We start from the raw sequence: 24,064 nt of genomic DNA on the forward strand, positions 1-24,064 counted from the left end.
GTGCGGGACTGAGTACCTGTGTATTGCCTGGTGGTGGGGCGGGTGGGGCTCGAACCCACGACCCAGGGATTATGAGTCCCATGCTCTGACCGGCTGAGCTACCGCCCCTCGGCGCCCCAGCCTGCCAGACGCTGGGGCCGTCTCAGGACGCGGTGCCGATGGCGTCGATCGCCGTTCGGGCCTGGTCCCGGAGCGCGTCGGAGATCGGCGCGGAGCCGGCCACCTCGGCGGCCGCGGCCTGGCCGTCCTCGCTCGTCACGTACGTCATGAAGTCGGCGACCAGGTCGGCGGTCGGCGCATCCTCGTACTCGATGCAGCCCAGGTGATAACTGACCAGCACGATCGGGTAGCTGCCGGACTCGGTCGTCGTCCGCTCGAGCTCCAGGGCGAAGTCGTACGGACCGCGGCCGGGCAGCGGCTCGGACCGCTCGACGACGGCCGCCGCGGCCTCCGGGGTCGGCGCGACGAAGTCCTCGCCGACGCCGATGCGTGCCACGCCGAGGTCGCCGGCCTGGGAGAGGTCGGCGTAGCCGACGGTCCCCGCGCCGCTGGCTACGGCGGCCACCACGCCGGAGTTGCCCTGGGCGGACTCGCCGCCCTGCACCGGCCACTCGCCGTCCGGCTCGAACGGCCAGGCGTCGCCGGCTGCGGCGGCCAGGTACTCGGTGAAGTTCTCCGTCGTCCCCGACTCGTCGGACCGGTTGACCGGGGTGATCGGCAGGGCGGGCAGCGCGACGCCGGGGTTGTCCGCGGCGATCGCGGGGTCGCCCCAGGTCGTGATCTGCCGGGCGAAGACCCCGGCCAGCGTCGCGGAGGAGAGGGCGAGATCCGCGACCCCTGGGACGTTGTGCACCACCGCGATCGGCGAGATGTAGTTCGGCAGCTCGAACACCTCTCCGCCGCAGCGCTCGCGTGCAGTGACGAGCTCCTCCTCGTCGAGCGGAGCGTCGGAACCGGCGAAGTCGATGCCACCGGCGGTGAACTGCTCGCGGCCGCCGCCGGAGCCGACGGGGTCGTAGTCCACGGTCACGCCCGGCTGCACGGCCGAGTACCCGGCGGTCCAGCCCTGCATCGCTGCCTGCTGGCTGCTCGCCCCGGCGCCCACGAGGGCGCCGCTGAGGTCCCCGGTGGCCACGGCGCCCTGGCCGCGTTCGTTCGGGGGCACGTACTGCGACAGCGCCACCGCCGCGCCGGCCACCGCGGCGACCCCGACGGCAGCGGCGACCTTCCTCCGGGCCGACACCCGTGTCCTCCCGCCATCCGGCCCCGCGCTCCGCGCCGGGCGTCCTGGCACGACCCTAGGGCGTGCCTGGCGGACCGCCAGCCTCGCACGAGCCCGTCGGATACGCCCTGGGCGTCGCCCCCGGCCCCTGACGATCGGCACCCGCAGGTGCCGCTACACGGGTTCCGCGTCCGGCGCCGGGGCCTGTGGACGACGCTCGGACGGCGTCCACAGGCCCCCGATCGGATCAATTCGTGCGCGGCATCACAGCGAACACGGGGTGTCAGAGCCCGTCCGGCCGGGAATCCGCAGCATCTTGGTGTTCCTGCTGGTCGTCTCGCGAGTCACGGCTGCACCAGCGGTCACTGCTCCGCGCTCGGGTGCTGACGCCGCGTAGTGAAGACGGTGCCCGCACGGCGAGCGGCACCCTCGGTCCGTTACTCGATCGTGACCAGAGCCCGGGATCCGTGTAGCTTCTCCGACGGCCCTGCCGGGCTCAGCTCCTCGGGAACCGAGGGCCTCGGCACGGCCCCGCCGAACCGCCGGCGTCCCGATCCGGGACCGAGGCGGACCGGGGACCCACCGAACTCCTGGGGTGAGTCCTGCCTGCGCAGGTGCTGCGCAGGCAGGTAGGGCGCCGTCCGGCCCGAACCCGTCAGCTAACTCGGTAGGCGGTCGCGAGGATGGGAGAACCGTCGCCTTGGCGACCCTGCACCGCCTGAACGCCGTGGTCCGCTGCGCCACCTCACCCCGCAGCCGCTTGCGCTCCCCGCGCCGGGCCGTCGTCGTCGCCGCCGCCGTGGCCGGGCTGCTGGCCGGCACCCCCGTCGTCGCCGGTGCCGCGCCCGCCGCCCCGGGGCAGGCCTCGCTCGAGGAGCAGGTCGCCGCCATCGAGGAGCAGGTCAGGGCCGCCGAGGAGCAGCTCCAGCGGATGACCGTCGAGGCCGAGGCCGCCGCCGACACCGCCCTCGTCGCCCGCGCCCAGCTCGCCCACGGCCAGGCCGAGGCCGAGCGGACCGCCGCCGAGCTCGCTGCCGCCCAGGCCGACGTCGCCCAGGCCGAGGAGGACATCGCCGAGCTCGGCCGCGAGGCCTACATGGGCGCCGACGACCGCTACGGCGACCTCGAGCTGCTGCTCGACGCGCAGAGCCCCACCGAGCTGCTGCAGCAGGCCGCCACCATGGAGCAGCTCGGCGACCACCGCGCCGACCAGCTGCAGGAGTTCCTCACCGTCCAGGCGCGCGTCGAGGAGGCCGACCGCGCCGCCAAGGCCGCCGTCGCCCAGCTCGGCGAGCTCGCCCGCAAGGCCGACGAGGCCGAGCGCGCCGCCAACGAGCACCTCGCCCGGGCGCAGGCCGACTACGACGCCCGCGCGGCGGAGAAGGCCCGCCTCGACGAGGAGCTCCGTCTGGCCGGCGAGCGGCTGCTCGCCTCGCAGGGTGCCGCGGACCCCGGCGCCGCCTGGAGCGCCCGCCAGGCGCTGGCCAGCTCGGCCGACGTCTCCGGCATGCCGACGGCCGGGCGGCTGACCTCCTGCTACGGCCCGCGCTGGGGGACCATGCACCAAGGCGTCGACATCGCCGCGCCCATCGGCACCCCGATCTACGTGCCCGAGGACGGCGTCGTCCTGCAGGCCGGCCCGGCCAGCGGCTTCGGCCAGGCCGTCTACGTGCAGCACGGCGACGGGCAGATCACCCTCTACGGGCACGTCAACCAGTTCTTCGTCGGCGCCGGCCAGGTCGTGCAGGCCGGGGACCACATCGCCGACGTCGGGAACAAGGGCCAGTCCACCGGGCCGCACCTGCACTTCGAGGTGCACCAGGGCGGGCTCTACGCCAGCCGGGTCAACCCGATGCCGTGGCTCAAGGCGCACGGCATCTCGCTGGGCGCCTGCTGAAGAAGGACCCGTCCTCCTCCCGGAGGAGCTCGCGGCCGGCCTCTGGACGGGGCCTGGTGCGGGCCCGGGCATCCTCCGTCAGCGCCGTCCGCGCAGCCGGCCCAGCAGCCCGCCCACGCCGCCGAGGGTCTGTGCCGCCAGCGCCAGGATGGGGCCGCCGGGGATGCCCGGCGCCGACTGCACGATCGGCGCCAGGGCCATCAGGCCGCCCAGCTCGTGCACCCGCAGCCTGCGCCGGGCCAGCGCGGCGACCGGGTTCACCCGGCCCGAGGCGGCCTCCAGGAGCAGGTCCGCCGGCGCCTCCACCGCGGTGCCGCGGACGTCGCCCGCGGGGATCCGGCGCACCGTCCAGCCGGAGTCGTCGGCGGCGAAGGCCCAGCCGCCCTCCGGCGTCGCCAGCGTCGCCCCGCCGCTGACCCCCTCGCGGGCCGCCAGCGCGCCGGTCACGTCGGCCAGCGCGGCCAGCCCGGACTGCAGCACCGCGGGCGGGGGAGGGGCCGCCCCGCAGGGCACCAGGTCCAGGCCGTGCACCGCCAGCTCGTAGGCCTGCCCGAGGACCACGCTGAGCAGCGGCAGCCGGCCGACGACGGCGACCGCCGGTGCGGTGTCGAGCTCCGCAGGCTCCTCCGCCAGGTAGCGCGCGGTGGCCTCCCGGTTGCGGCACAGCGCGGCCAGCACCTCCTCCCGGGAGGCGTCCCGGTGCGCGGCGGTCACCCGCGCGTTCGTCGCGTCGACGTCCGGAGGTGTCCCCGCCCCTCCGGCCCGCGCCGAGGCGATGAGGTCGGGCAGGGCGGCGTGGTCGTCCCAGCAGCCCAGGTGCACGCAGACCTCGTGCGCGCGCCACCCGGGCAGCCGGGTCGGCCGCTCGAGGTCGACGGCCGCCGCCTGCTCGAGGAAGGCGTCCCACGCGCCGAGCACCATCGGCCCGACGGTGTCGCGGCCGGCGTCGGCCATGCCCCGGTGCTGGGTGTCCCCGGTCAGCGCCATGGCCGCCTCCTACCCCGGGACGACGGCGGCAGGCGTGGCGTGGGTCTCGCCGCGCTCGGGTCGGCCCCCTCGGCGGGGTGAGGGTGGTCAAGGTGGAGTCGGTCCACGTCGATGGTGCGTCCATGGACGAGAGGCCGGTGGCGGACCGCCGCTCCCGCCGCGACGACGTGCGGAGCGGCCGCTGGACCGCGCTCCGCGCCGCGCTGTACCGCCAGCTGGCCGACGACGACGACCGCGCCGCCTACTGGGTCCGCCACGTGCGGCTGGGCGTCTGGCTCACCGAGGCGTCCGCCCTGGCGGTGGTCGGTTACACGCTCCTGACCCCGGGCACCGTCACGCGCACCGTCGTGCTCCTCGCCCTCGCCGGCATCGCGATCCTCGCCGGGCCGCTGCTGCTCCTGCTCCCGGTGGCCGCGATGGTGCGCGACCGCCGCGGCAGCCTGCTGTTCTACGGCTGGAGCCTCGCGGTCACCGGCCTGGTCACCGTCGGCTCCCGGGTGGACGGCGGAGCGGCCAGCCCGCTGTTCGCACTGCTGTTCATCACCCTCGGCTTCCTGGCGGTGGCCTACCCGCCGTGGGGCGTCCTCGCGATGGGTGCGGTCATGACCGGGGCCTACCTGGTCTGCGTCGCCGGCAGCGACCTGGACACCGCGGCGTCCTTCATCGGGGCCGTCATGGCCACCTACGTCGGGCTGTGCGCGATGGCCTCGGCCAACCAGTGGGAGTCCTACGAGCGGCAGCAGCTGCTGCTGCGCACCTCCGAGGTGCTCGCCGCCACCGACCCGCTGACCGGGTGCCTCAACCGCCGCGCCTTCCTCGACCGGCTGGACCGCGCGGCGGCCGCCGGTGCCGGCTGGGTGGTCTGCCTGGTCGACCTCGACGGGTTCAAGGGGGTCAACGACCGCAGCGGCCACGCCGCCGGGGACGCCGTCCTTCGGGCGGTCGCCGTCGCGATGAGCGGCGTGGTGCGGGGGACCGACACGGTGGCCCGGCTGGGAGGTGACGAGTTCGCCGTCCTCGCGCAGGCCGACGCGGGCGGGAGCGAGGCCCTGGCCGTCCGGCTGCGCGAGGCCGTGGCCCGCGCCGGGGCCGACACCGGCGTCACCGCGAGCGTCGGCGTCACCGAGGTCCGCCCCGGCGACGAGGGGGACGAGGTGCTCAGCCGTGCCGACCAGGCCATGTACCGGGCCAAGGGTGCCGGCGGCGACCGGGTGACCGTGCTCGCCACCTGACCTCCGGCCTGGCGAAACGGGTCCCGTCCACGGACCGCGGCTACGCTGCGTGAGCGTTTTCCGGTACGGGTCCGTTCGTAGGGTCACCGTCTGTGGACCCGCGGGGGAGATCCTGTGGACGGTGTGTGGGGTGGCGGTGGATCCGCCGCCAGTGGGTCCGATCGTCCGGTACCGCCGCTGACCAGCACGTAGGGCCGGAGGGCGAGACCGTCCCGTCACATCGGTCCCAACTGTCCCGCCCGCACTGGCGCGATCGGGTGACCATCGTGCACACTGTCACCAGGACCCCTGGTCCGAGATCGCCAAACACAGCCTGTCACCGAATCGATCGTCCGTTGGGGAAGACGAGACCGATCGAGTCGATGGAGGTGCCTCGTGCAGCGACGGTCTACCCAGGGTGTCGTCTTCGTGCACGCGTGCCCGAAGGCGCTCTGCCAGCACGTCGAGTGGGCGCTCGAGCGCGTCATCGGCGCGCCGGTCTCCCTGTCGTGGGCCGACCAGCCCGCGGCACACGGTTCCTTCCGTGCCGAGGTCGCCTGGACCGGGGCTCCCGGTACGGGCGCCAAGCTGGTCGCTGCGCTGCGCGCGTGGCCGATGCTGCGCTTCGAGGTCACCGAAGAGGCCAGCTACGGCAACGACGGTGAGCGCATGTCGTACGTGCCCGGCCACGGTGTCTTCCGCGCGCCCACGAGCGCCAACGGCGACCTCGTCGTGAGCGAGCAGCAGCTGCGCAACCTCGCGGCCAACGCCACGTCCATCGAGGCGTTCCGGCACGGCGTCGACGAGCTGCTCGGCGCCGCCTGGGACGCCGACCTCGAGGTCTACCGGCACGCCGGCGACGGCAGCCCGGTCACCTGGCTGCACCAGGTCGTCTAACGGCCCGGCCAGAGGCTCGCCTCGAGCTCGCGAGGGGTGAGGGGGCAGGGGTCCACCGACTTCATCACAAAGCGGCCACGACCGGGCGGCGGCCCCGTACCTCCCGTCGTAGGCTCACAGCGGTCGTCCGGACGTCGTCGGGGAAGCGGCGTCCGGACGACCTGACTCCCCCACACGACCGGGCCCGGGACCTCCGCGGAGGTCCTGGGCCCGGTCGCGTGCGCTCACAGCGGGATGTTGCCGTGCGCCCCGCGGCCGGGCGGCGCCGCCGCCAGGGCGGCCACCAGCCGCCGCTTCGTCCGTGCCGGGTCCACCACCTCGTCGACCACGCCGATCTCCAGGGCGCGGTTCACGCCGCCGGCGATCCGCTCGTGCTCGGCGGCCAGCTCGGCGTGCAACGCCTCGCGCTCGCCGGGCGGGACGGCGGCCAGCTTCTTGCGGTGCAGGATGCCGACGGCGGCCTTGGCGCCCATGACCGCGACCTCGGCCCCCGGCCAGGCGAAGACCGTCGTCGCGCCGAGCGAGCGGGCGTTCATCGCGATGTAGGCACCGCCGTAGGACTTGCGGGTCACCAGCGTCACGCGGGGCACCACCGCCTCGGCGAAGGCGTGCAGCAGCTTGGCGCCGCGGCGCACCACGCCGTCCCACTCCTGGCCGACACCGGGCAGGTAGCCGGGGACGTCGACGAGCACCACCAGGGGGACGCCGAACGCGTCGCACATGCGCACGAAACGGGCCGCCTTCTCCGCCGAGGCGGAGTCCAGGCACCCGCCCAGCCGCAGCGGGTTGTTGGCGATCACGCCGACCGTCCGGCCGGCGAGCCGGCCCAGCGCGGTGACGACGTTCGGCGCCCAGCGCGGGTGCAGCTCCAACGACGGGCCGTCGAGGACGGCGGCCACGAGCGGCTTGACGTCGTACGCGCGATTGGCCTGCTCGGGCAGCAGCGCCCGCAGGTCGACGTCCGGCTCGCACTCGGCCGGGGCGAAGACGCCCTGGGCCGCCAGCAGGTCGACGGCCTGCCGCGCGGTCTCCAGCGCCGCCTGCTCGGAGTCGGTCACCACGTGCACGACGCCGCTGCGCCGGCCGTGGGTGTCCGGCCCGCCCAGGCTCTCCATGTCGACGTCCTCGCCGGTCACCGACCGGACCACGTCCGGGCCCGTGACGAACACCCGGCCGGCCGGGCCCATGATCACCAGGTCGGTGAGCGCCGGGCCGTACGCGGCGCCGCCGGCGGCCGGGCCGAGGACCACCGAGATCTGCGGAACGCGTCCCGAGGCGCGGACCATCGCCTCGAAGACCTCGCCCACCGCGTGCAGCGCCGTGACGCCCTCGGCCAGCCGGGCGCCACCGGAGTGCCAGACGCCGACGACCGGCATCCGCTCGCGCAGCGCCGTGTCGATGGCATCGACGATGTGCCGGCAGCCGTCGACGCCCATGGCGCCGCCCATGACGGTGGCGTCGGTGCAGAAGGCGACCGCCCGCGTGCCCGACACCGTGCCCCGGGCCGCCACCACGCCGGACGTGTCGCGCGGCGCCAGCAGGCACATCGAGCCGGTGTCGAAGAACCGCGCCAGGCGGTCCTCGGGGTCGCGCGGGTCGGCGGTGGTCTGGGGAGCGGCTTGCAGCGTGGTCATGGGACCTCTCCGGGCCGGACGCGGGCGTGCGGGGACGGCCCGGGCGGGTGCGGCCCGCCCGGGCGCTGTGGCCCCGTCCGGAGGCTCGCCCCGAGCCTGCGAGGGGTGAGAGGGACGGGGTCCTCTTTCAGGCGGTGGTGAAGACCAGCGCGATGTTGTGGCCGCCGAAGCCGAACGAGTCGTTGACCGCGGCGGTGAGCTGGGCGCGCCGCGGCTCGCGGCGCACGATGTCGAGGGACTGGACGGCCGCGTCGTCGTCCGGGTCGTCGAGGTTCGCGGTGGCCGGCACCAGCTGCTCGCGCAGCGCGAGCACGGTGAAGATCGACTCCAGCGCCCCGGCCGCGCCGAGCAGGTGGCCGGTCTGGCTCTTGGTCGCCGTGACCAGGGTGTGGTCGCCCACGGTGTTCCGGATGGCCGCGGCCTCCGCAGTGTCGCCCACCGGCGTCGAGGTGGCGTGCGCGTTGACGTGGCCGATGTCGGCGGGCGTGAGACCGGCGTCGCGGACGGCGGCGGCGATGGCCCGGCCGGCGCCCTCACCCTCGGGGTGCGGGGCGACCAGGTCGTAGCCGTCGGCGGTGCCGCCGGCGCCGGCCAGCCGGGCGTGGATGCGGGCGCCGCGGGCGCGGGCCGCGTCGCCGCGCTCGAGCACCAGCGCGCCGGCGCCCTCGCCGAGCACGAACCCGTCACGGGCCTTGTCGAACGGGCGGGAGGCGCGCTCGGGCTCGTCGTTGCGGGTGCTCATCGCCCGCATCGCCGCGAAGCCGGCCATCGGCAGCGGGTGCACGCAGGCCTCCGCGCCGCCGACCAGCACGACGTCCGCGCGGTCGAAGCGCAGCAGGTCCAGGCCCCAGCGGATGGCCTCGGCGCCGGAGGCGCAGGCGCTCACCGGGGCGTGCACGCCGCCTTTGGCGCCGACGGCCAGCCCGACCGCGGCGGCCGGACCGTTGGGCATGAGCATCGGGATGGTGAAGGGGGAGACGCGCTTGGGGCCCTTGTCCTCCAGGACGTCGTCCTGCCCGAGCAGGGTCAGCGCGCCGCCGATGCCGGTACCGAAGACGACGGCGACCCGCTCGGGTGCGACGCCGGCGTCGGCGGCCCCGGAGTCGCGCCAGGCCTCCTCCGCGGCGACCACGGCCACCTGTTGGCTGCGGTCCAGCCGGCGGGCGCGGACGCGGTCGAGCTGCCCGGCCGGGTCGGCGGCCAGCCGGGCGACGAGCTGGGCCGGGAAGTCCTTGACCCAGTCGTCGGTGATCCGGCTGACCCCCGACCGCCCGGCCAGCAGCGCGTCCCACGTGCTCGCGACGTCGCTCCCGAGCGGCGTGGTGGCACCGAGACCGGTGACGACGACGTCGCCGACGGACGTGCTCATGACGGGTTCCTCCTGGGACGTGCGGCCGGGGGCCGGGGGTGGTGACCGGGCTCGGTCAGGCCTTGTTCTTCTGGATGTAGCTCATGGCGTCGCCGACGGTCTTGATGTTGGCCAGCTCGTCGTCGGGGATGGCGACGCCGAACTTGTCCTCGACCGCGGTGGCGATCTCGACCATCGACAGCGAGTCGACGTCGAGGTCCTCGGTGAACGACTTCTCCGGGGTGGCGTCCGCGGGCGCCACGCCCGCGACCTCCTCCAGGATCTCGGCCAGTCCGGTCTGGATGTCCTCGCTCACGCGCGGTCCTCTCTCTCGGGTGGGGCGGGGGCTCCCGCCGTCGGGCCTCTGTGGCCCGGGGTCTGTGGGGCCGGTCAGGGCAGGACGACGACCTGGCCGGCGAAGGTGAGACCGGCGCCGTACCCCAGGAGCAGGGCGAGGTCACCGCTCTTGGCCTCACCGGACTCCAGCAGCGCCGACAGCGCCAGCGGGACCGAGGCCGAGGAGGTGTTGCCCGACCGCACGATGTCGCGGGCGATGACGGTGCGCTCGGGCAGCTTCAAGCGCTTGGCCATCAGCTCGACGATGCGCAGGTTCGCCTGGTGGGGGGCGAAGACGTCGATGTCCTCGGGGCCGACGCCGGCGCGCTCCATCGCCGTCAGCAGCGTGGCGGTGAGCCGGGTGGTGGCCCAGCGGTACACGGCCTGGCCGGCCATGCTCATCGCCTTCTCACCCTCGGGGATGGCGATGGCGCTGGACTGGTCGCCGTCGCTGCCCCAGACGACCGGCCCGACGCCGGGGGTGTCCGACGGCCCTAGGACGGCGGCGCCCGCACCGTCGGCGAAGATCACCGCGGTCGTGCGGTCGGTGAGGTCGGTGTAGTCGGTCAGCCGCTCGCCGCCGATCACCAGGGCGTTGCGCGCCGAGCCGCCGCGGATGGCGTCGGCGGCGGCGCTGAGCGCGTAGCACCAGCCGGCGCACCCGGCGTTGAGGTCGAAGGCGCCGGGGCGCTGGGCGCCGAGCCGGTGCGCGACCTCGGGCGCCAGGCCGGGGATCGGCCGCGGCAGGCTGGCCGAGGCGAGCAGGACCAGGTCGACCTCGGAGACGTCCAGGCCTGCGGCAGCCAGGGCCTTGCCGCCGGCGGCGACGCTCATCTCCAGCAGCGTCTCGTCGGGCTCGGCCCAGCGGCGCTCGGCGATGCCGACCCGGGCCTGGATCCACTCGTCGCTGGTCTCCATGGACTGCGCGAGCTCGTCGTTGGTGACCCGGCGGCGCGGCCGGTAGCTGCCGAAGCCGAGGATGCGTGCGCCGGGCGCCCCCGTGGTCAGCTGGAGTCCGCTCATGCCTGCACCTCCGGGTAGAGCCGCGCGATCGGGTCGCCGGCGTCGACGAGGTCGCCCTCCTGGACCAGCCACTCGGCGAGGACGCCGTCGTACGCCGCGGACACGTCGGCCTCCGCGCGCCGGCTGCTGATGCGGCCCAGCGGCGTGCCGGCCGGCAGGCGGGTGCCCTCGGCGATGGCGGCGGGACTGACCGTGCCGCGCACGGGGGAGACGACGACCCGCCAGTCGGGCAGGTGATCGGGCTCGGGGCGGCCGCGCTCGGCCTCGATGAGGGCGCGGGCGCGGTCGAGGTCGGCCGGGCCGCTCACCGCCAGGACCTCGATGTCGCTGCCCTTCCACTCACGCTTGGCCAGTCCGGCCAGCGCGCCGGCAGGAGGCAGCTCGATGACCGCGGTGACGCCGAGATCGCGCAGGGTCGCGAGGCACGCGTCGAACCGCACCGGGCTGGTGACCTGGCTGACCAGCCGGGACAGCACCTCCCGGCCGCTGGTCACCGCGGCGCCATCGGCGTTGGAGAGCAGCAGCCGGCTGGGCTCGGCCGGGCGCAGGCCGCCGACCAGGCCCTCGAGCTGCATCCGGGCCGGTGCCATGTACTCGGTGTGGAAGGCGCCGGCCACCGACAGCGCCATCACCCGGGCCTTGGCCGGGGGGTCGGCCTTGAGCGCGGCCAAGCCCTCGAGCGGACCGGCCGCGACGACCTGCCCGCCGCCGTTCAGATTGGCGGCCGTCAGCCCGTGCTTCTCCAGGACCGGGGTGAGCTCGTCGGGGTCGCCGCCGAGGACGGCGGACATCCCGGTCGGCGTCTGCGCGCACGCGGCGGCCATCGCCCGGCCGCGGACGGCGGTCAGGGCGATCGCCGCCTCGACGCTCAGCACCCCGGCGAGGGCGGCCGCGGTGAGCTCGCCGACGCTGTGCCCGGTGATGACGACGTCCCGGCCGGCCTGGGGCGTGTGCGCCACCGGGCCGGGCAGGCCGCCGAGCTCGCGGGCCACGAACAGGCTCATCGCCACCACCAGCGGCTGGGTGACCGCGGTGTCCTTGATGGCCTCGGCGTCTCCGGTGGTGCCGAGCGCGAGCAGGTCGGCGTCGGCGATCGCACCGGCCCAGCGGAAGAAGGACTCGGCTCCGGGGAGCTCGAGCCAGTCGGTCAGCATCCCGGGCTTCTGGGCACCCTGTCCGGGAGCGAGGACGGCCAGCACCACCTCACCGTGCCAGGGTCGGTGGAGCCGCGTACTGGCGAGCGGTACGAAAGCGCACCGCTGGTCTTTGGAGGGTTCCTACAACAGGACCGGGTTCGAGCGGAGTGTCGGACGGGTCGTCGTGGTGGGAACCGCACTGTGCGCCGTGCGGCCCCCCTCCTCGCAGGTGGGAGGACCCCTCCTCCCCACCGTGGGAGGACACCGTCCTCCTCACCCCTCGCCGGCTCGGGGCGAGCCTCGGGACGGGGCCGCGGCGGTGCCCGGGAGGGGGCCGATCGCGGCGGGGGGAGGAGGAGGTCCTCGGTCAGTGCCAGAGGGAGCGGTCCGGGTCCAGGGCCGCCAGGGCGAGGGCCACCTGCACGGTCCACCCGCCGCGCGGGTCGGTGGCCGACACCCCGGTGAGCTCGGTGGCCCGCCTCAGCCGGTACCGGACGGTGTTGGGGTGCACGAACAGCGCGCGGGCGCTGGCCTCCAGGTTGCCCCCGCTGGCGAGCACCGCCCGCACCGTCTCAAGGACCTCGCCGCCGGCGCCCTGCAGCGGCAGCGCGATCCGCTCCTGCAGCGTCGCGCGGGCGGCCGGGTCGCCGTCCAGGGCGCGCTCGGGCAGCAGCGCATCGGCGGCCACCGGGCGCGGTGCGCCCGGCCAGGCGCGCACCGCGCGGAGCCCGGCGAGCGCGGCGCCGGCCGAGTCGCCGGCCCGGCCGAGGCCGTCGACCACCGGTCCCATGACCACCGGGCCGGAGCCGAACTCGTCGCTGACCCGCTCGACCGCCGACTGCAGGTCCGGTGACCCCCCGAGGACGACGACCAGCTGGTCGGCGTGCACACCCACGAGCACCTCGCTGCGCACCTGCCGCGCGGCCCGGCGGGTGGCGCCGTGCACGTCGCCGTCCGGCGGCGCCGCGCCGACCAGCACGGTCACCGGGCTCATCGCGGCCCAGCCCAGCGCCGAGGCCCGGCCGGAGAGCTCCTCGGAGCGCTCCCCGCGCACCAGGGCGTCGACGAGCAGGGCCTCCAGGCGGGCGTCCCACGCGCCGCGGCGCTCCGCGAAGCTGGCGTAGACGTGCGCGGTGGCGAAGGCGACCTCGCGGCTGTACTGCAGCACCGCCAGCCGCAGCACGTCGGCGTCCCCCGGCTCGGCGACCGTGCCGACGAAGTCGTCCATCACCTCGACGGTCACCCGGACCAGGTCGACGGTGTGCTTGAGCGGCACGACGCGGGCCAGCTCGCGGGGTGCGGCGCCGAAGACCTCGCCGGTCAGCCGCGGCGGGCGGTCGGGGCTGCGGCACCACTCGACGAAGGAGGCGAGCCCGGCCTGCGCCACCAGCATGACCCAGGAGCGCTGGTCGGCGGGCATGGTGCGGAACCAGGGCAGCTCGTCGTCCATCCGGGCCACCGCGCGGGTCGACAGCGAGCCCGACGCGCGCTCCAGCCGCCGCAGGGTGGCTGCGGAGGGCGGGCGCCTGCTGACCCGGTCGGACACGCGGCCAGCGTGGCACGCGGGTCGCCGTGAGGGAGAGTGGGGGAGTGGACGTGCTGCAGCGGGACCCCCGGCGGACGACCGTCCGGCGGGCGCTCGCCGCGGCCGGGGCGGGCGTCGCGGTGGTGCTCGCCCTGGGCGCCGGGGTGCTGGCCGGCTGGGCGCCGCAGGTCCGGCTCGACGACGCGGTCAGCCGTGCGCTCTACGCCGGCGACGACCGCTCCGCCGTCACCGGCGGGCTGCTGGAGGTGCTGACCACACCGGGCGTCGCGTGGTTCCGGGTGGTGGTCTCGCTGCCCGTGCTGTTCTGGCTGGGCACCCGGAAGGCGTGGCGGACGGCGGGCTGGGTGGTCGCGGCCAACGTCCTGGTCGCCCCCGTCACCGTCCTGCTCAAGGAGGCGTTCGGCCGGCTGCGCCCGGCGTTCGAGAACGGCGGCGCCGCCTACGAGGGCCTGAGCTACCCCAGCGGCCACTCCTCGGGCATCGCCACGATCGTCGTCATCGCCCTCGTGCTCGCCTGGCCGCGGCTGGGCGCGCAGCAGCGCCGGCTCGCCGTCGCGGCCGGGGTGGGGCTCGTCGTCCTCGTCGGGCTGACCCGGATGTGGCTGGGCGTGCACTTCCTCTCCGACGTCGTCGGCGGCTGGGCCCTGGGGGCGGCCTGGACGCTGCTGGTCGCCGTCGCCTTCGACGCGCTGCCGGGTGGCCGCGGCGCCCTCCCGCCCCAGGAGGCCCCGTGACCGGCCCGGTTTCCGACGTCCTGCTGGAGCCCGACGACGGCTCGCTGGGCCCGCTGCTGCGGATGGCCGACGACCGGCTGGCACCCGGCACCGGCTACGGGCGACACCCGCACCGGGCGGTCGACGTCGTGGCCGTGGTGCTGGCGGGCTCGCTGCGGCACGCGTGGGGAGGTGGCGCGGTGCTGGTCACCGGCGACGTCGCCGTCCTGCGCGCCGGCACCGGCCTGGAGCACGACGAGGTCGCCGGGGACGACGGCGCGCACGTGCTGCAGACGTACCTGCGCAGCGCCCGCCCGGGGGACGACGCCGCGCACGAGGTGCACGCGAACGCGGACGGCTGGGTGGACCTCGGCCGGCCCGACGCCCGGCTCTGGATCGAGACGGTGGCGGGCGGGACGTCGGCGACCGTGCCGCCGGGGCTGCTCGTGCTGACCGGTCCCGGCGGCACCCGCGTCGAACGGCAGGACGGCGGACCGGTGCAGGGCCCCGCGACCGCCGTGGTGTGGCAGCTGGACGCCACCCGGCCGGCCTGGGCCCGCGACTGAAGGAGGACCACCCTTCCCCCCGCGCCTCGGTGGAGGCCCCCGTCCTCCCCACCCTCCGCGGGCTCGGGGCCGGGCCCGGGACGGGGCCACGCCGGGCCGTGTGAGAGTGGCGGCATGAGCAGTCCCGCCGCCGCCCTGCTGGCCGCCGCCCGTGCCGACGCCGACCGCACCGTGGAGCTGCGTCGTCGGCTGCACCGCACCCCGGAGATCGGGCTGCACCTGCCGCGCACGCAGGCCACGGTGCTCGAGGAGCTCGCCGACCTGCCGGTGGAGGTGACGGTCGGGTCGAGCACCACCTCGGTGGTGGGTGTGCTGCGCGGCGCCCGCCCCGGGCCCACGTACCTGCTGCGCGCCGACTTGGACGCGCTGCCGGTGCACGAGGACACCGGCCTGCCGTTCGCCTCCGAGGTGCCCGGCGCGATGCACGCCTGCGGCCACGACCTGCACACCGCGATGCTGCTGGGTGCCGCCCGGCTGCTGGCCGAGCGCCGGGAGCAGATCGCCGGCCAGGTCGTGCTCATGCTGCAACCCGGCGAGGAGGGCTTCCACGGGGCCCGCTACATGCTCGAGGAGGGCCTGCTGGACGTCGTCCCGGAGGCCCCGGTGGTCGGCGCGTTCGCGCTGCACGTCTTCGCCAACCAGCCCAGCGGGGTGGTGAGCGTCCGGCCCGGCCCCATGATGGCCGCCGCCGACCACTGGGAGGTGACCGTCCGCGGCCGGGGCGGGCACGCCTCGATGCCGCACGCCGCCGCCGACCCGGTGCCGGTGGCCGCGGAGATCGTCCTGGCACTGCAGGCCATGGTCACCCGCCGCGCGCCGGTGTTCGACCCGGCGGTGGTGACGGTGGCGCAGGTGACGGCGGGCTCGACGGACAACGTCATCCCGGACACCGCCCACCTGCAGGGCACGATCCGCACCCTCTCGCCCGAACGGCGGGCCGACGTCGTCGCCTCGGTGCGGCGGGTGGCCACCCACGTGGCCGCCGCGCACGACATGGGGGTCGACGTCGTCCACCGGGAGGGGTACCCGGTCACGGCCAACGACCCGGAGGTGGCGGCGCGGGTGCAGCGGGCGGCGGGCGAGCTGGTCGGCCCGGAGCGCAGCGTGCTCGCCGCCGAGCCGCTCATGGGTGCAGAGGACTTCGCCTACGTGCTGCAGCGGGTGCCCGGCGCGATGGCGTTCCTGGGCGCCTGCCCGCCGGGTGCCGATACGGCGACCGCCGCCGGCAACCACTCCAACCTGGTGGTCTTCGACGAGGACGTGCTGCCCACCGGGGCCGCTCTGTACGCCGCGATGGCGCTGGAGGCCCTCGCCGGCTGAGGGACCCCGGCCGGCGCAGCGGCCCGACGGCTCAGGCGGAGGCCCGGCGGACCAGGTGGGTCGGGCAGACCCGCGCCTGGACCTCCTCGTCGCCCTCGACCTGGCGCATCAGCAGCTCGGTCATGAGGCGGGTCATCTCGCCGAGCGGCTGGGCGACCGTGGTGAGCGGCGGGTCGCAGGTGGCGGCCTCCGCCGCGTCGTCGAAGCCGACCACGGCGACGTCGCCGGGTACCGATCGGCCGGCCTCCCGGAGCGTCCGGAGCGCACCGACGGCCATGGGGTCGGAGGCGACGAAGACCGCGTCGAGGTCGGGCGCCTGCTGCAGCAGGGCCGCCATCGCGCGGGCCCCGCCGGCCTCGGTGAAGTCCCCCTCGGCGACCAGCTCCGGGGCCTCGGCCAGACCCGCGTGCGCCAGCGCCTCGCGGTACCCCTCGTACCGGTCGATGCCGGCGATCATGTCGCGGGGGCCGGTCACCGTGGCCACCCGTCGTCGTCCGCCCGCCAGCAGGTGCTCGGTGGCCGCTCGCGCGCCGCCGGCGTTGTCGGCGTCGACGTAGCACACCCGGCGGCCGTCCAGCGGCCGGCCGGAGAGCACCAGCGGCACCCGCGCGTCGGCGAGGACGTCGGGCAGCGTGTCGTCCCTGTGCAGGGACATGAGGATGACCCCGTCGACGTGCCCCTGCCGCACGTACCGGCCGACCTTCGCCTGCTCCCGCTCGTCCCGCGCGGTCAGGAGCACCAGGTTCATGTCGGTGTCCGCGAGCGCACCGGACAGCTCGCGGACGACGCGGGCGAAGAACGGGTCGGAGAACACCTGGGTGTTCGACTCCGAGAGCAGCAGGGCGATCGTGTCGGTGCGCCGGGTGACCAGGCTGCGGGCCGCGGGGTTGGGCACGTAGCGCAGCTCGGCGATCGCGGCCTCGACCGCCCGGCGGGCCTCCGGACTCACCCGCGGGGAGTCGTTGACGACCCGGGACACCGTGGCCCGGGAGACCCCGGCGAGCTCGGCGACCTCGTCCAGCGTGGGCGAGGGGCCGCGACCGTGGACCGTCGTCATCCGTTCCGCCTCCCCCGGTGCCGCGCCGTTCGTGAGGAGCAGGGTAGGCGCTCGACCGGGTTCATGGAAGCGCTCCCATGAACCCTTGACAGTCGACTGTGACCTGCACCACTCTCTGCCGCAGCCGTTGTGGAAGCGCTCTCACGGCGATCACCGCCCCGGGGACGGGGACCGACACAGGAGGACCGATGACCGTTTCCACCAGACGCCGGGCGGGGCTTGCCGCTGCGCTCGCCGCGACCCTGCTGGCCGCCGGCTGCGGGGCCGACTCCGGCGACGACGGCACCATCACGCTCGACGTGGGCCTGTTCGGCACCTTCGGCTTCGAGGAGGCCGGGCTCTACGAGGAGTACATGCGGCTGCACCCGGAGATCCGCATCGTCGAGGGGTCGGTCGAGCGGTCGGCCGACTACTACCGGGCGCTGCAGACCCGGCTGGCGGCGAACTCCGGCCTGGCCGACGTCCAGGGCATCGAGATCGGCTTCGTCGCCGACATCGTCGCCAACCACGCCGACTCGTTCGTCGACTTCGCCGCGACCGAGAACGCCGACCAGACGCTCGGGCACTTCTACGACTGGAAGGTCGAGGAGGCCACGACCCCCGACGGCCGTGTGGTCGGACTGGGCACCGACGCCGGACCGGAGGCGATGTGCTTCCGCCGGGACCTCTTCGAGCAGGCCGGCCTGCCCACCGACCGGGCGCAGCTCGGCACGCTCTGGGCGGACTGGGAGGGCTACCTGGAGCTGGGCCGGCAGTACGAGGCCTCGCCCACCAAGCCGGAGGGCAGCTCGTTCGCCGACAGCCCGGCCAGCATCTTCTCCGCGGCGGTCTACCAGGGTGAGACCGCCTACGACGACGCCGACGGCAACCCCATCCCGGAGTCCAGCGACGGCGTGCAGGGGGCGTGGGAGGACGCCAGTTCGGCGGCCGCCGAGGGGCTGACGGCCAACCTCACCCAGTTCGGCGACGAGTGGAACTCCGCCTTCGTCAACGGGGCGTTCGCGACCATCGCCTGCCCGGCCTGGATGCTCAGCTACATCACCACGCAGGCCGGCCCGGACGCCGCGGGCACCTGGGACGTCGCCCCGCTGCCCGGCAAGGCCAGCAACTGGGGTGGCTCCTGGCTCGGCGTCCCCGAGTCCAGCGAGCACCGCGAGGAGGCCATCGCCCTCGTCGAGTGGCTGACCGCGCCCGAGCAGCAGGTCACCATGTTCACCTCCCAGCAGCACTTCCCCTCGAGCCGGACGGCGGCCGAGGACCCGGCGGTGGCGACGGCGACCAGCGACTACTTCAGCGGCGCACCGGTCGGCCAGCTGTTCGCCGACTCCGCGGCCAACCTGCGGTTCACGCCCATCGGGCCGTTCGACACCCAGATCCAGGAGGCGTTCACCAACGCGCTGACCACGGTCGGGTCGGGGGAGCGGGAGCCGGACGACGCGCTGACCGACGCCCTCGAGGAGATCGACCAGATCATCGGCTGATCCCGGGCCGGTCGCCCGAACGGCCGCGACCCCACGGCGGTGCCCGGGGCTGACCACCCCGCCCCGGGCACCGGCCGTGGCCAGGCTCCCGGCCACACCTCGCCCATACCCGCCCACCCAGTGAGGCCACGCGCATGACCATCGCCACCGATGACCCCAGGGTCGGAGCGGTCGCCGCCCCGCCGCCGGCCCCGGACCCCGCGCCTCCGCGCCGGCGGCGCTCCCGGCTCGGTTCCAACCGCTGGGGCTACGCCTACGTCGCCCCGTTCTTCGCCCTCTTCGCCTGCTTCAGCCTCTACCCCTTCCTCTACACCGCCTGGATCTCGCTGCACGAGGTGCGGCTCTCCGACATCGACGGCGCCGAGTTCGTCGGGCTGGGGAACTACCGCGAGCTGCTGCAGAACGAGTTCTTCTGGAACGCCGCGAGGAACACCCTGACCATCGGCATCCTGGCCACGGTCCCGCAGCTGTGCATGGCCCTCGGCCTGGCGCACCTGCTCAACTACCGGATGCGCGGCCGGACCTTCTTCCGGGTCGCCATGCTCATGCCGTACGCGACCAGCATCGCCGCGGCGACCCTGGTGTTCGCGCAGCTGTTCGGCCGCGACTACGGGCTGATCAACGCCGGCCTGCAGGCGATCGGGTTCGACCGCGTCGACTGGGAGGGCGGCAGCTGGACCAGTCAGTTCGCCATCTCGGTCATCGTCACCTGGCGCTGGACCGGGTACAACGCGCTGATCTACCTCGCCGCCATGCAGGCCATCCCCGGCGACCTGTACGAGGCGGCCACCCTCGACGGCGCCAGCCGCTGGCAGCAGTTCCTGCACGTGACCATCCCGTCGCTGCGGCCGACGATCCTCTTCACGATCGTCGTCTCCACGATCGGCGCGGTGCAGCTGTTCGGTGAGCCGCTGCTGTTCAGCGGCAACGGCATGACCAACGGCGGGGCGTCCAACCAGTACCAGACGCTCGGCCTGCTCATGTACGACCAGGGGTGGACCAACTTCCACCTCGGTCAGGCCGCCGCCACCGCGTGGGCCATGTTCCTGATCATCCTCGTCGTCGTCGGGGCGTACGCGCTCGTCGCCCGCCGGCGCGCCCGGGCCGAGCGCTAGGAGCTCCCGTGACGACCCTCGTGCCCACGCCGGAGGAAACCGTGCCCGTCCCGGTCGGCGTCCCCGCCCCGCACCGCCGGCGCGCCCGTGCCGCCGGCCGGACCCACCGCGCCGGCCCGGTCACCTACGTGCTGCTGGCGCTGACCGCCCTCGTGTCGGTGTTCCCGCTGTACTGGACGGTGGTGGCCGGCTCGCACACCAACGCCGAGATCGCCGCCACCCCGCCGCCGTTCCTCCCGGACGCCGACCTGTTCACCAACATCGGCCGGGCGATGGAGCAGGCGCCGATCGGCCTGGCGATCGTCAACTCGTTCGTCGTCGCCGGCTGCATCACCGTCGGCACCGTCCTGTGCAGCACGCTGGCCGGGTTCGCCTTCGCCAAGCTCCGCTTCCGCGGCAACGGCGTGCTGCTGGCCCTGGTCGTCGGCACGATGATGGTGCCGACCCAGCTGGCGATCATCCCGCTGTTCATCCTCATCGCCGAGCTCCAGTGGGTCGACCAGCTGCAGGCGGTGGTCCTGCCCACCCTGGTCAGCGCGTTCGGCGTCTTCTTCATGCGCCAGTTCCTCAGCCAGGCGGTGCCCGACGAGCTGCTCGAGGCCGGCCGGGTCGACGGTGCCTCGACGCTGCGCATCTTCTGCTCGATCGTCGTCCCGATCGCGCGGCCGGCCATGGCGGTGCTGGCGATGCTGACCTTCCTCACCGCCTGGAACGACTTCTTCTGGCCGATCATCGCGCTGACCACCGGCAACCCCACCGTCCAGGTCGCGCTGGCCGGGCTCGGCGGCGGTTACGTCCCCGAGCGCGCGGTGATCATGGCCGGGACCCTCCTCGGCACGCTGCCCGTGCTGGTCGTCTTCGTGGTCCTCGGCAAGCAGATCGTCGGCGGGATCATGCAGGGCGCGGTGAAGGGATGAGACCTCCCGGCACACGTCCGAACCCCCTCCCTCCCCACCTCCCGAGAGGCACCTGAGCCATGGCCACCGTGACCTTCCAGCAGGCGACCCGCATCTACCCCAAGGCCGAGCGGCCGGCCGTCGACACCCTGGACCTGCAGATCGCCGACGGGGAGTTCCTCGTCCTCGTCGGCCCGTCCGGCTGCGGCAAGTCCACCTCGCTGCGCATGCTCGCCGGGCTCGAGGAGGTGGACGCCGGCCGCATCCTCATCGGCGACCGCGACGTCACCGACGCTCCGCCCAAGAGCCGCGACATCGCGATGGTGTTCCAGAACTACGCGCTCTACCCGCACATGACCGTCGAGGAGAACATGGGCTTCGCGCTGAAGCTGGCCGGCGTCGGCAAGGCCGAGATCGGCCGCCGGGTGACCGAGGCGGCACGGATCCTCGACCTCGAGCCGTACCTGCGCCGGCGTCCGCGGGCGCTCTCGGGCGGTCAGCGGCAGCGGGTCGCGATGGGCCGGGCCATCGTGCGCAGCCCGCAGGTCTTCCTCATGGACGAACCGCTGTCCAACCTCGACGCCAAGCTGCGGGTGCAGACCCGCACCCAGATCGCCGCCCTCGTGCAGCGGCTGGGCACCACCACCGTCTACGTCACCCACGACCAGGTCGAGGCCATGACGATGGGCGACCGGGTGGCCGTCCTGCGCGACGGCGTCCTCCAGCAGTGCGACACGCCGGGGACCCTCTACGACCGGCCGGCCAACGTCTTCGTCGCGGGCTTCATCGGCTCGCCGGCGATGAACGTCGTCACCGGCCCGGTCGTCGACGGCGGCGTCCGGCTCGGCGGGGCGGTGCTGCCGGTACCCCGCGAGCGGCTCGAGCGGGCCGCGGCCGACAACGGCCGGGTCACCGTCGGCTTCCGCCCCGAGGCGCTCGAGCCGGCGGCGCCGGGCGACGGCGTGCCGGTCGTGGTCAACGTGGTGGAGCAGCTGGGCGCCGACGCCTTCCTCTACGCCACCCTCGGCAGCTCCGACGACGGCGACGTGCTGCACACCGCCGACGTCGTGGTCCGCACCGAACCGCGGCGTGCCGCGGCCGTCGGGGAGACCCTCTGGCTGCGGGTGCGCGAGGGCTGCCTGCACGTCTTCGACCCGGTCACGCAGCTGCGCGTCGACTGATCCGCCCCCCGACCCTGCGAAGGAGCAGCACCGCCATGACCACCACCGACGCCCGCGAGGACCTCCTCGCCGGCCTGTCCTTCCCACCCGGCTTCGTCTTCGGCGCCGCGACCGCGGCCTACCAGATCGAGGGCGCCGTCACCGAGGACGGCCGGGGACCGTCGATCTGGGACACCTTCAGCCACACCCCCGGCCGCACGTTCGGCGGCCACACCGGTGACGTGGCGGTCGAGCACTACCACCGCTACCGCGAGGACGTCGCGCTGATGTCCGACCTCGGGCTGTCGGCCTACCGGTTCTCCGTGGCCTGGCCGCGGGTGCTGCCCGAGGGCGCCGGCCGGGTGGAGCAGCGCGGTCTGGACTTCTACCGGCGGCTGGTCGACGAGCTGCTCGCGGCCGGCATCGACCCCTGGCTCACCCTCTACCACTGGGACCTGCCGCAGGCGCTGCAGGACCGGGGCGGCTGGGCCGACCGGGACACGGCGGCCCGCTTCGCCGACTACGCCGCGGTCGTCGTCGACGCCCTCGGGGACCGGGTGCGGCACTGGTCGACGCTCAACGAACCGATGTGCAGCGCCCTGATCGGGCACCGCTCGGGGCAGCACGCACCCGGCCTGCAGGACCCGGTGGCCGCGGCCCGCGCGGTGCACCACCTGCTGCTCGGCCACGGTCTGGCCGCCGCGCGGCTGCGGGAGGCCGGCGTCGGTTCGCTGGGGATCACGCTGAACTTCACGCCGATGACCCCGGCCAGCGACGACCCGGCCGACCTCGACGCCGCCCGCCGGCTCGACGGTCAGCAGAACCGCGTGTTCCTCGAGCCGGTGGTGCACGGCGCCTACCCCGCCGACGTGGTGGCCGACCTCGAGGCGGCCGGGGCGCCGCTGCCGGTGCACGACGGCGACCTGGCGGTCATCGCGGCCCCGCTGGACTGGCTGGGCGTCAACTACTACTTCGAGCAGACCGTGCGGGCCGGTACCCGTCCGCCGGGCAGGCCGCCGACGTCGTTCATCGGCGGGGAGCAGGTCGTCGAGCTCGAGCCGGAGGGGCCCACGACGACGATGGGCTGGGGGGTCAGCCCGGGTGCGTTCACCGACCTGCTGCTCCGGCTGCGGGACCGCGCCCCCGGCCTGCCGCTGGTGGTCACGGAGAACGGCTCGGCGTGGGACGACGAGGTCGACGGCGAGGGCGCGGTGCACGACCCCGAGCGCGTCGGCTACCTGCTGCGCCACCTCGCCGCGGTGGTGGAGGCCGTGGACCGCGGGGCCGACGTCCGGGGGTACTTCGCCTGGTCGCTGCTGGACAACTACGAGTGGGCCCGGGGGTACGCGCAGCGCTTCGGTCTGGTCCACGTCGACTACGCGACCCAGCGGCGGACGGTGAAGGACAGCGGGCACACCTACGCCGAGGTGCTGCGCCGGCACCGCGCCGCGGGCTGAGCGGCGTGCGGGAGCGCAGGATCCCTGTGCTCCCGCACTCCGCTCAGGCTCAGACCAGCGCGGCGACGTCGGCCGCGCACCCCCAGGACAGGGTCACGCCGGCGCCGCCGTGCCCGTAGCAGGCGACCACTGACCGCCCGCCGAGATCCAGCCGCTCCAGCCGGACGGTGGGCCGGCCCGGCCGCAGGCCCACCGCCCGCGACAGCACCGGCTGTCCGCGCAGCCCCGGGACCAGCGCGCACGCCCTCGCCAGCACCGCGGCCTCGACCGCCGGGTCGGGCTCGGTGCCGGTGGCGCCCTCCACCGCCGTGCCGCCGCAGACGACGTCCCGCCCGCGGGGGACGACGTAGGTCAGCCCCTCCGGGTGGTCGTCGTCCAGCACCCAGCCGGTCAGGCCGGGGTCGGCCAGCCGCACCACCTGGCCCTGCACGGGCACGCAGGAGTCGTCGCCGAGGAGCTGCCCCGAGGCCAGGCCCGCCGCCACCACGACGGCGTTCCCGGCCACCTCGTCGAGCGCGGCCACCCGGCCGGGGACCGTCTCGACCCCGGCCGCCGAGCAGGCGGCGGCCAGCCAGGGCAGGTAGCGGCCGGTGTCGACGACCGGCAGCGTGCAGCGGGTGCCGGCGGGGGCGCCGGGCGGGAGCTCCTCCTGGGTCGCCGGTCGGACGTCGGCCACGCCGGGCGTCCACCAGAGGTCGGGGTGCGGGGTGCGGTGCACGAACGTCCCCGGCCGGAGCGCCACCCCGGTCGCGGGGTCGGCGGCCAACCGCGTGAGGACCTCCAGGGAGGCGGCGCCCCACCGCAGGACGGCGTCCGCGGGTGCCGCCCGGTACGGGAACCAGATCGCGGCGGCCACCGCGGAGGTGGTCGCCTCCAGCGGATCGGCGGTGTGCACCCGGACCCGGTGACCGGCGCGGGCGAGCTCCAGCGCGCAGGTCAGTCCCACCACCCCGCCGCCGAGGACGGCCACCTCACGGCGGCCGTCCTCGGCGGCGGTCGGTGGCCCCGTCCCTGGCCCCGCCCCGAGCTCGCGAAGGGTGGGGCCAGGGACGGGGTCCTCCA

Annotated in this window: 21 protein-coding genes, 1 tRNA gene and 1 riboswitch; of the genes, 11 read left to right on the plus strand and 11 right to left on the minus strand. The window is 75.1% G+C overall.

The genetic code is table 11. The features are described 5' to 3' along the window. Window positions 1-31: 31 nt before the first annotated feature. A tRNA-Ile gene (locus ACWIX3_RS12875) sits at window positions 32-108 on the minus strand. A gap of 34 nt (window positions 109-142) precedes the next feature. Next, on the minus strand, window positions 143-1,243 hold the full coding sequence (gene pstS / locus ACWIX3_RS12880; protein ID WP_448607751.1) for a phosphate ABC transporter substrate-binding protein PstS: 1,101 nt from the start codon (window positions 1,241-1,243) through the stop codon (window positions 143-145). Between the two features lie 529 nt (window positions 1,244-1,772). Beyond that, a riboswitch (cyclic di-AMP (ydaO/yuaA leader) is annotated at window positions 1,773-1,894 on the plus strand. Between the two features lie 28 nt (window positions 1,895-1,922). Here pstS and ACWIX3_RS12885 point away from each other — a divergent pair. Beyond that, entirely contained in the window at window positions 1,923-3,119 is a 1,197-nt protein-coding gene (locus tag ACWIX3_RS12885) for a peptidoglycan DD-metalloendopeptidase family protein (RefSeq protein WP_448607752.1), read from the plus strand. A gap of 78 nt (window positions 3,120-3,197) precedes the next feature. Here the strand turns inward: ACWIX3_RS12885 and ACWIX3_RS12890 are convergent, their stop codons facing one another. Further along, window positions 3,198-4,106, minus strand: coding sequence for a maleylpyruvate isomerase family mycothiol-dependent enzyme (locus ACWIX3_RS12890; protein WP_448607753.1), 909 nt, complete (start codon window positions 4,104-4,106; stop codon window positions 3,198-3,200). 122 nt (window positions 4,107-4,228) lie between these two features. On the opposite strand from ACWIX3_RS12890, the gene ACWIX3_RS12895 reads away from it, so the two are divergent. Together ACWIX3_RS12895 and ACWIX3_RS12900 are read left to right on the plus strand one after the other, a co-directional pair. Next, complete coding sequence (locus tag ACWIX3_RS12895; protein ID WP_448607754.1) at window positions 4,229-5,338, plus strand: diguanylate cyclase; 1,110 nt, start codon at window positions 4,229-4,231, stop codon at window positions 5,336-5,338. 375 nt (window positions 5,339-5,713) lie between these two features. After that, on the plus strand, window positions 5,714-6,214 hold the full coding sequence (locus ACWIX3_RS12900; RefSeq protein WP_448607755.1) for a DUF3145 domain-containing protein: 501 nt from the start codon (window positions 5,714-5,716) through the stop codon (window positions 6,212-6,214). Window positions 6,215-6,438: 224 nt separating this feature from the next. Here the strand turns inward: ACWIX3_RS12900 and ACWIX3_RS12905 are convergent, their stop codons facing one another. The 6 genes from ACWIX3_RS12905 to ACWIX3_RS12930 all read right to left on the minus strand — a co-directional run bounded on the left by ACWIX3_RS12905 (window position 6,439) and on the right by ACWIX3_RS12930 (window position 13,237). Beyond that, window positions 6,439-7,848: an acyl-CoA carboxylase subunit beta gene (locus ACWIX3_RS12905; protein ID WP_448607756.1), complete on the minus strand. Its 1,410-nt coding sequence runs from the start codon at window positions 7,846-7,848 to the stop codon at window positions 6,439-6,441. Window positions 7,849-7,975: 127 nt separating this feature from the next. Beyond that, window positions 7,976-9,217, minus strand: coding sequence for a beta-ketoacyl-[acyl-carrier-protein] synthase family protein (locus tag ACWIX3_RS12910; protein ID WP_448607757.1), 1,242 nt, complete (start codon window positions 9,215-9,217; stop codon window positions 7,976-7,978). Window positions 9,218-9,272: 55 nt separating this feature from the next. Then, window positions 9,273-9,512, minus strand: coding sequence for an acyl carrier protein (locus ACWIX3_RS12915; RefSeq protein ID WP_012949533.1), 240 nt, complete (start codon window positions 9,510-9,512; stop codon window positions 9,273-9,275). A gap of 74 nt (window positions 9,513-9,586) precedes the next feature. Next, complete coding sequence (locus tag ACWIX3_RS12920; RefSeq protein ID WP_448607758.1) at window positions 9,587-10,555, minus strand: beta-ketoacyl-ACP synthase III; 969 nt, start codon at window positions 10,553-10,555, stop codon at window positions 9,587-9,589. After that, window positions 10,552-11,754 carry an acyltransferase domain-containing protein gene (locus ACWIX3_RS12925; protein ID WP_448607759.1) on the minus strand — a complete coding sequence of 401 codons (1,203 nt, stop codon included), beginning with the start codon at window positions 11,752-11,754 and terminating at the stop codon, window positions 10,552-10,554. The genes ACWIX3_RS12920 and ACWIX3_RS12925 overlap by 4 nt, the downstream gene beginning before the upstream one ends. Before the next feature lie 304 nt (window positions 11,755-12,058). Continuing rightward, on the minus strand, window positions 12,059-13,237 hold the full coding sequence (locus ACWIX3_RS12930) for a PucR family transcriptional regulator (protein ID WP_448607760.1): 1,179 nt from the start codon (window positions 13,235-13,237) through the stop codon (window positions 12,059-12,061). Window positions 13,238-13,281: 44 nt separating this feature from the next. Here ACWIX3_RS12930 and ACWIX3_RS12935 point away from each other — a divergent pair, with 44 nt between their 5' ends. The 3 genes from ACWIX3_RS12935 (at window position 13,282) to ACWIX3_RS12945 (ending at window position 15,836) form a co-directional block, all read left to right on the plus strand. Next, window positions 13,282-13,971 (plus strand): phosphatase PAP2 family protein, encoded by a 690-nt coding sequence (locus ACWIX3_RS12935; RefSeq protein WP_448607761.1) that lies wholly within the window; start codon window positions 13,282-13,284, stop codon window positions 13,969-13,971. Beyond that, on the plus strand, window positions 13,968-14,516 hold the full coding sequence (locus ACWIX3_RS12940; protein WP_448607762.1) for a pirin family protein: 549 nt from the start codon (window positions 13,968-13,970) through the stop codon (window positions 14,514-14,516). The genes ACWIX3_RS12935 and ACWIX3_RS12940 overlap by 4 nt, the downstream gene beginning before the upstream one ends. A 114-nt stretch (window positions 14,517-14,630) precedes the next feature. Continuing rightward, a complete protein-coding gene (locus tag ACWIX3_RS12945; RefSeq protein WP_448607763.1) occupies window positions 14,631-15,836 on the plus strand; it encodes a M20 metallopeptidase family protein in 1,206 nt (401 codons plus the stop codon). A 31-nt stretch (window positions 15,837-15,867) separates the two neighbouring features. Here ACWIX3_RS12945 and ACWIX3_RS12950 read toward each other — a convergent pair whose 3' ends face one another. Further along, entirely contained in the window at window positions 15,868-16,893 is a 1,026-nt protein-coding gene (locus ACWIX3_RS12950; protein ID WP_448607764.1) for a LacI family DNA-binding transcriptional regulator, read from the minus strand. Window positions 16,894-17,081: 188 nt separating this feature from the next. On the opposite strand from ACWIX3_RS12950, the gene ACWIX3_RS12955 reads away from it, so the two are divergent. From ACWIX3_RS12955 to ACWIX3_RS12975, 5 genes are all read left to right on the plus strand, one after another. Continuing rightward, window positions 17,082-18,374 carry an extracellular solute-binding protein gene (locus tag ACWIX3_RS12955; protein WP_448607765.1) on the plus strand — a complete coding sequence of 431 codons (1,293 nt, stop codon included), beginning with the start codon at window positions 17,082-17,084 and terminating at the stop codon, window positions 18,372-18,374. Window positions 18,375-18,508: 134 nt separating this feature from the next. Further along, window positions 18,509-19,489, plus strand: a complete 981-nt coding sequence (locus ACWIX3_RS12960) for a carbohydrate ABC transporter permease (protein ID WP_448607766.1) — start codon at window positions 18,509-18,511, stop codon at window positions 19,487-19,489. Window positions 19,490-19,497: 8 nt separating this feature from the next. Continuing rightward, window positions 19,498-20,406: a carbohydrate ABC transporter permease gene (locus ACWIX3_RS12965; RefSeq protein WP_448607767.1), complete on the plus strand. Its 909-nt coding sequence runs from the start codon at window positions 19,498-19,500 to the stop codon at window positions 20,404-20,406. A gap of 59 nt (window positions 20,407-20,465) precedes the next feature. Beyond that, window positions 20,466-21,566 carry an ABC transporter ATP-binding protein gene (locus ACWIX3_RS12970; protein ID WP_448607768.1) on the plus strand — a complete coding sequence of 367 codons (1,101 nt, stop codon included), beginning with the start codon at window positions 20,466-20,468 and terminating at the stop codon, window positions 21,564-21,566. Between the two features lie 35 nt (window positions 21,567-21,601). Beyond that, complete coding sequence (locus ACWIX3_RS12975) at window positions 21,602-23,002, plus strand: GH1 family beta-glucosidase (RefSeq protein WP_448607769.1); 1,401 nt, start codon at window positions 21,602-21,604, stop codon at window positions 23,000-23,002. Window positions 23,003-23,051: 49 nt separating this feature from the next. Here ACWIX3_RS12975 and ACWIX3_RS12980 read toward each other — a convergent pair whose 3' ends face one another. Beyond that, window positions 23,052-23,972 carry an FAD-dependent oxidoreductase gene (locus ACWIX3_RS12980; protein WP_448607770.1) on the minus strand — a complete coding sequence of 307 codons (921 nt, stop codon included), beginning with the start codon at window positions 23,970-23,972 and terminating at the stop codon, window positions 23,052-23,054. Between the last annotated feature and the right edge of the window lie 92 nt (window positions 23,973-24,064).

This window comes from Geodermatophilus sp. URMC 60 (genome assembly GCF_053502585.1).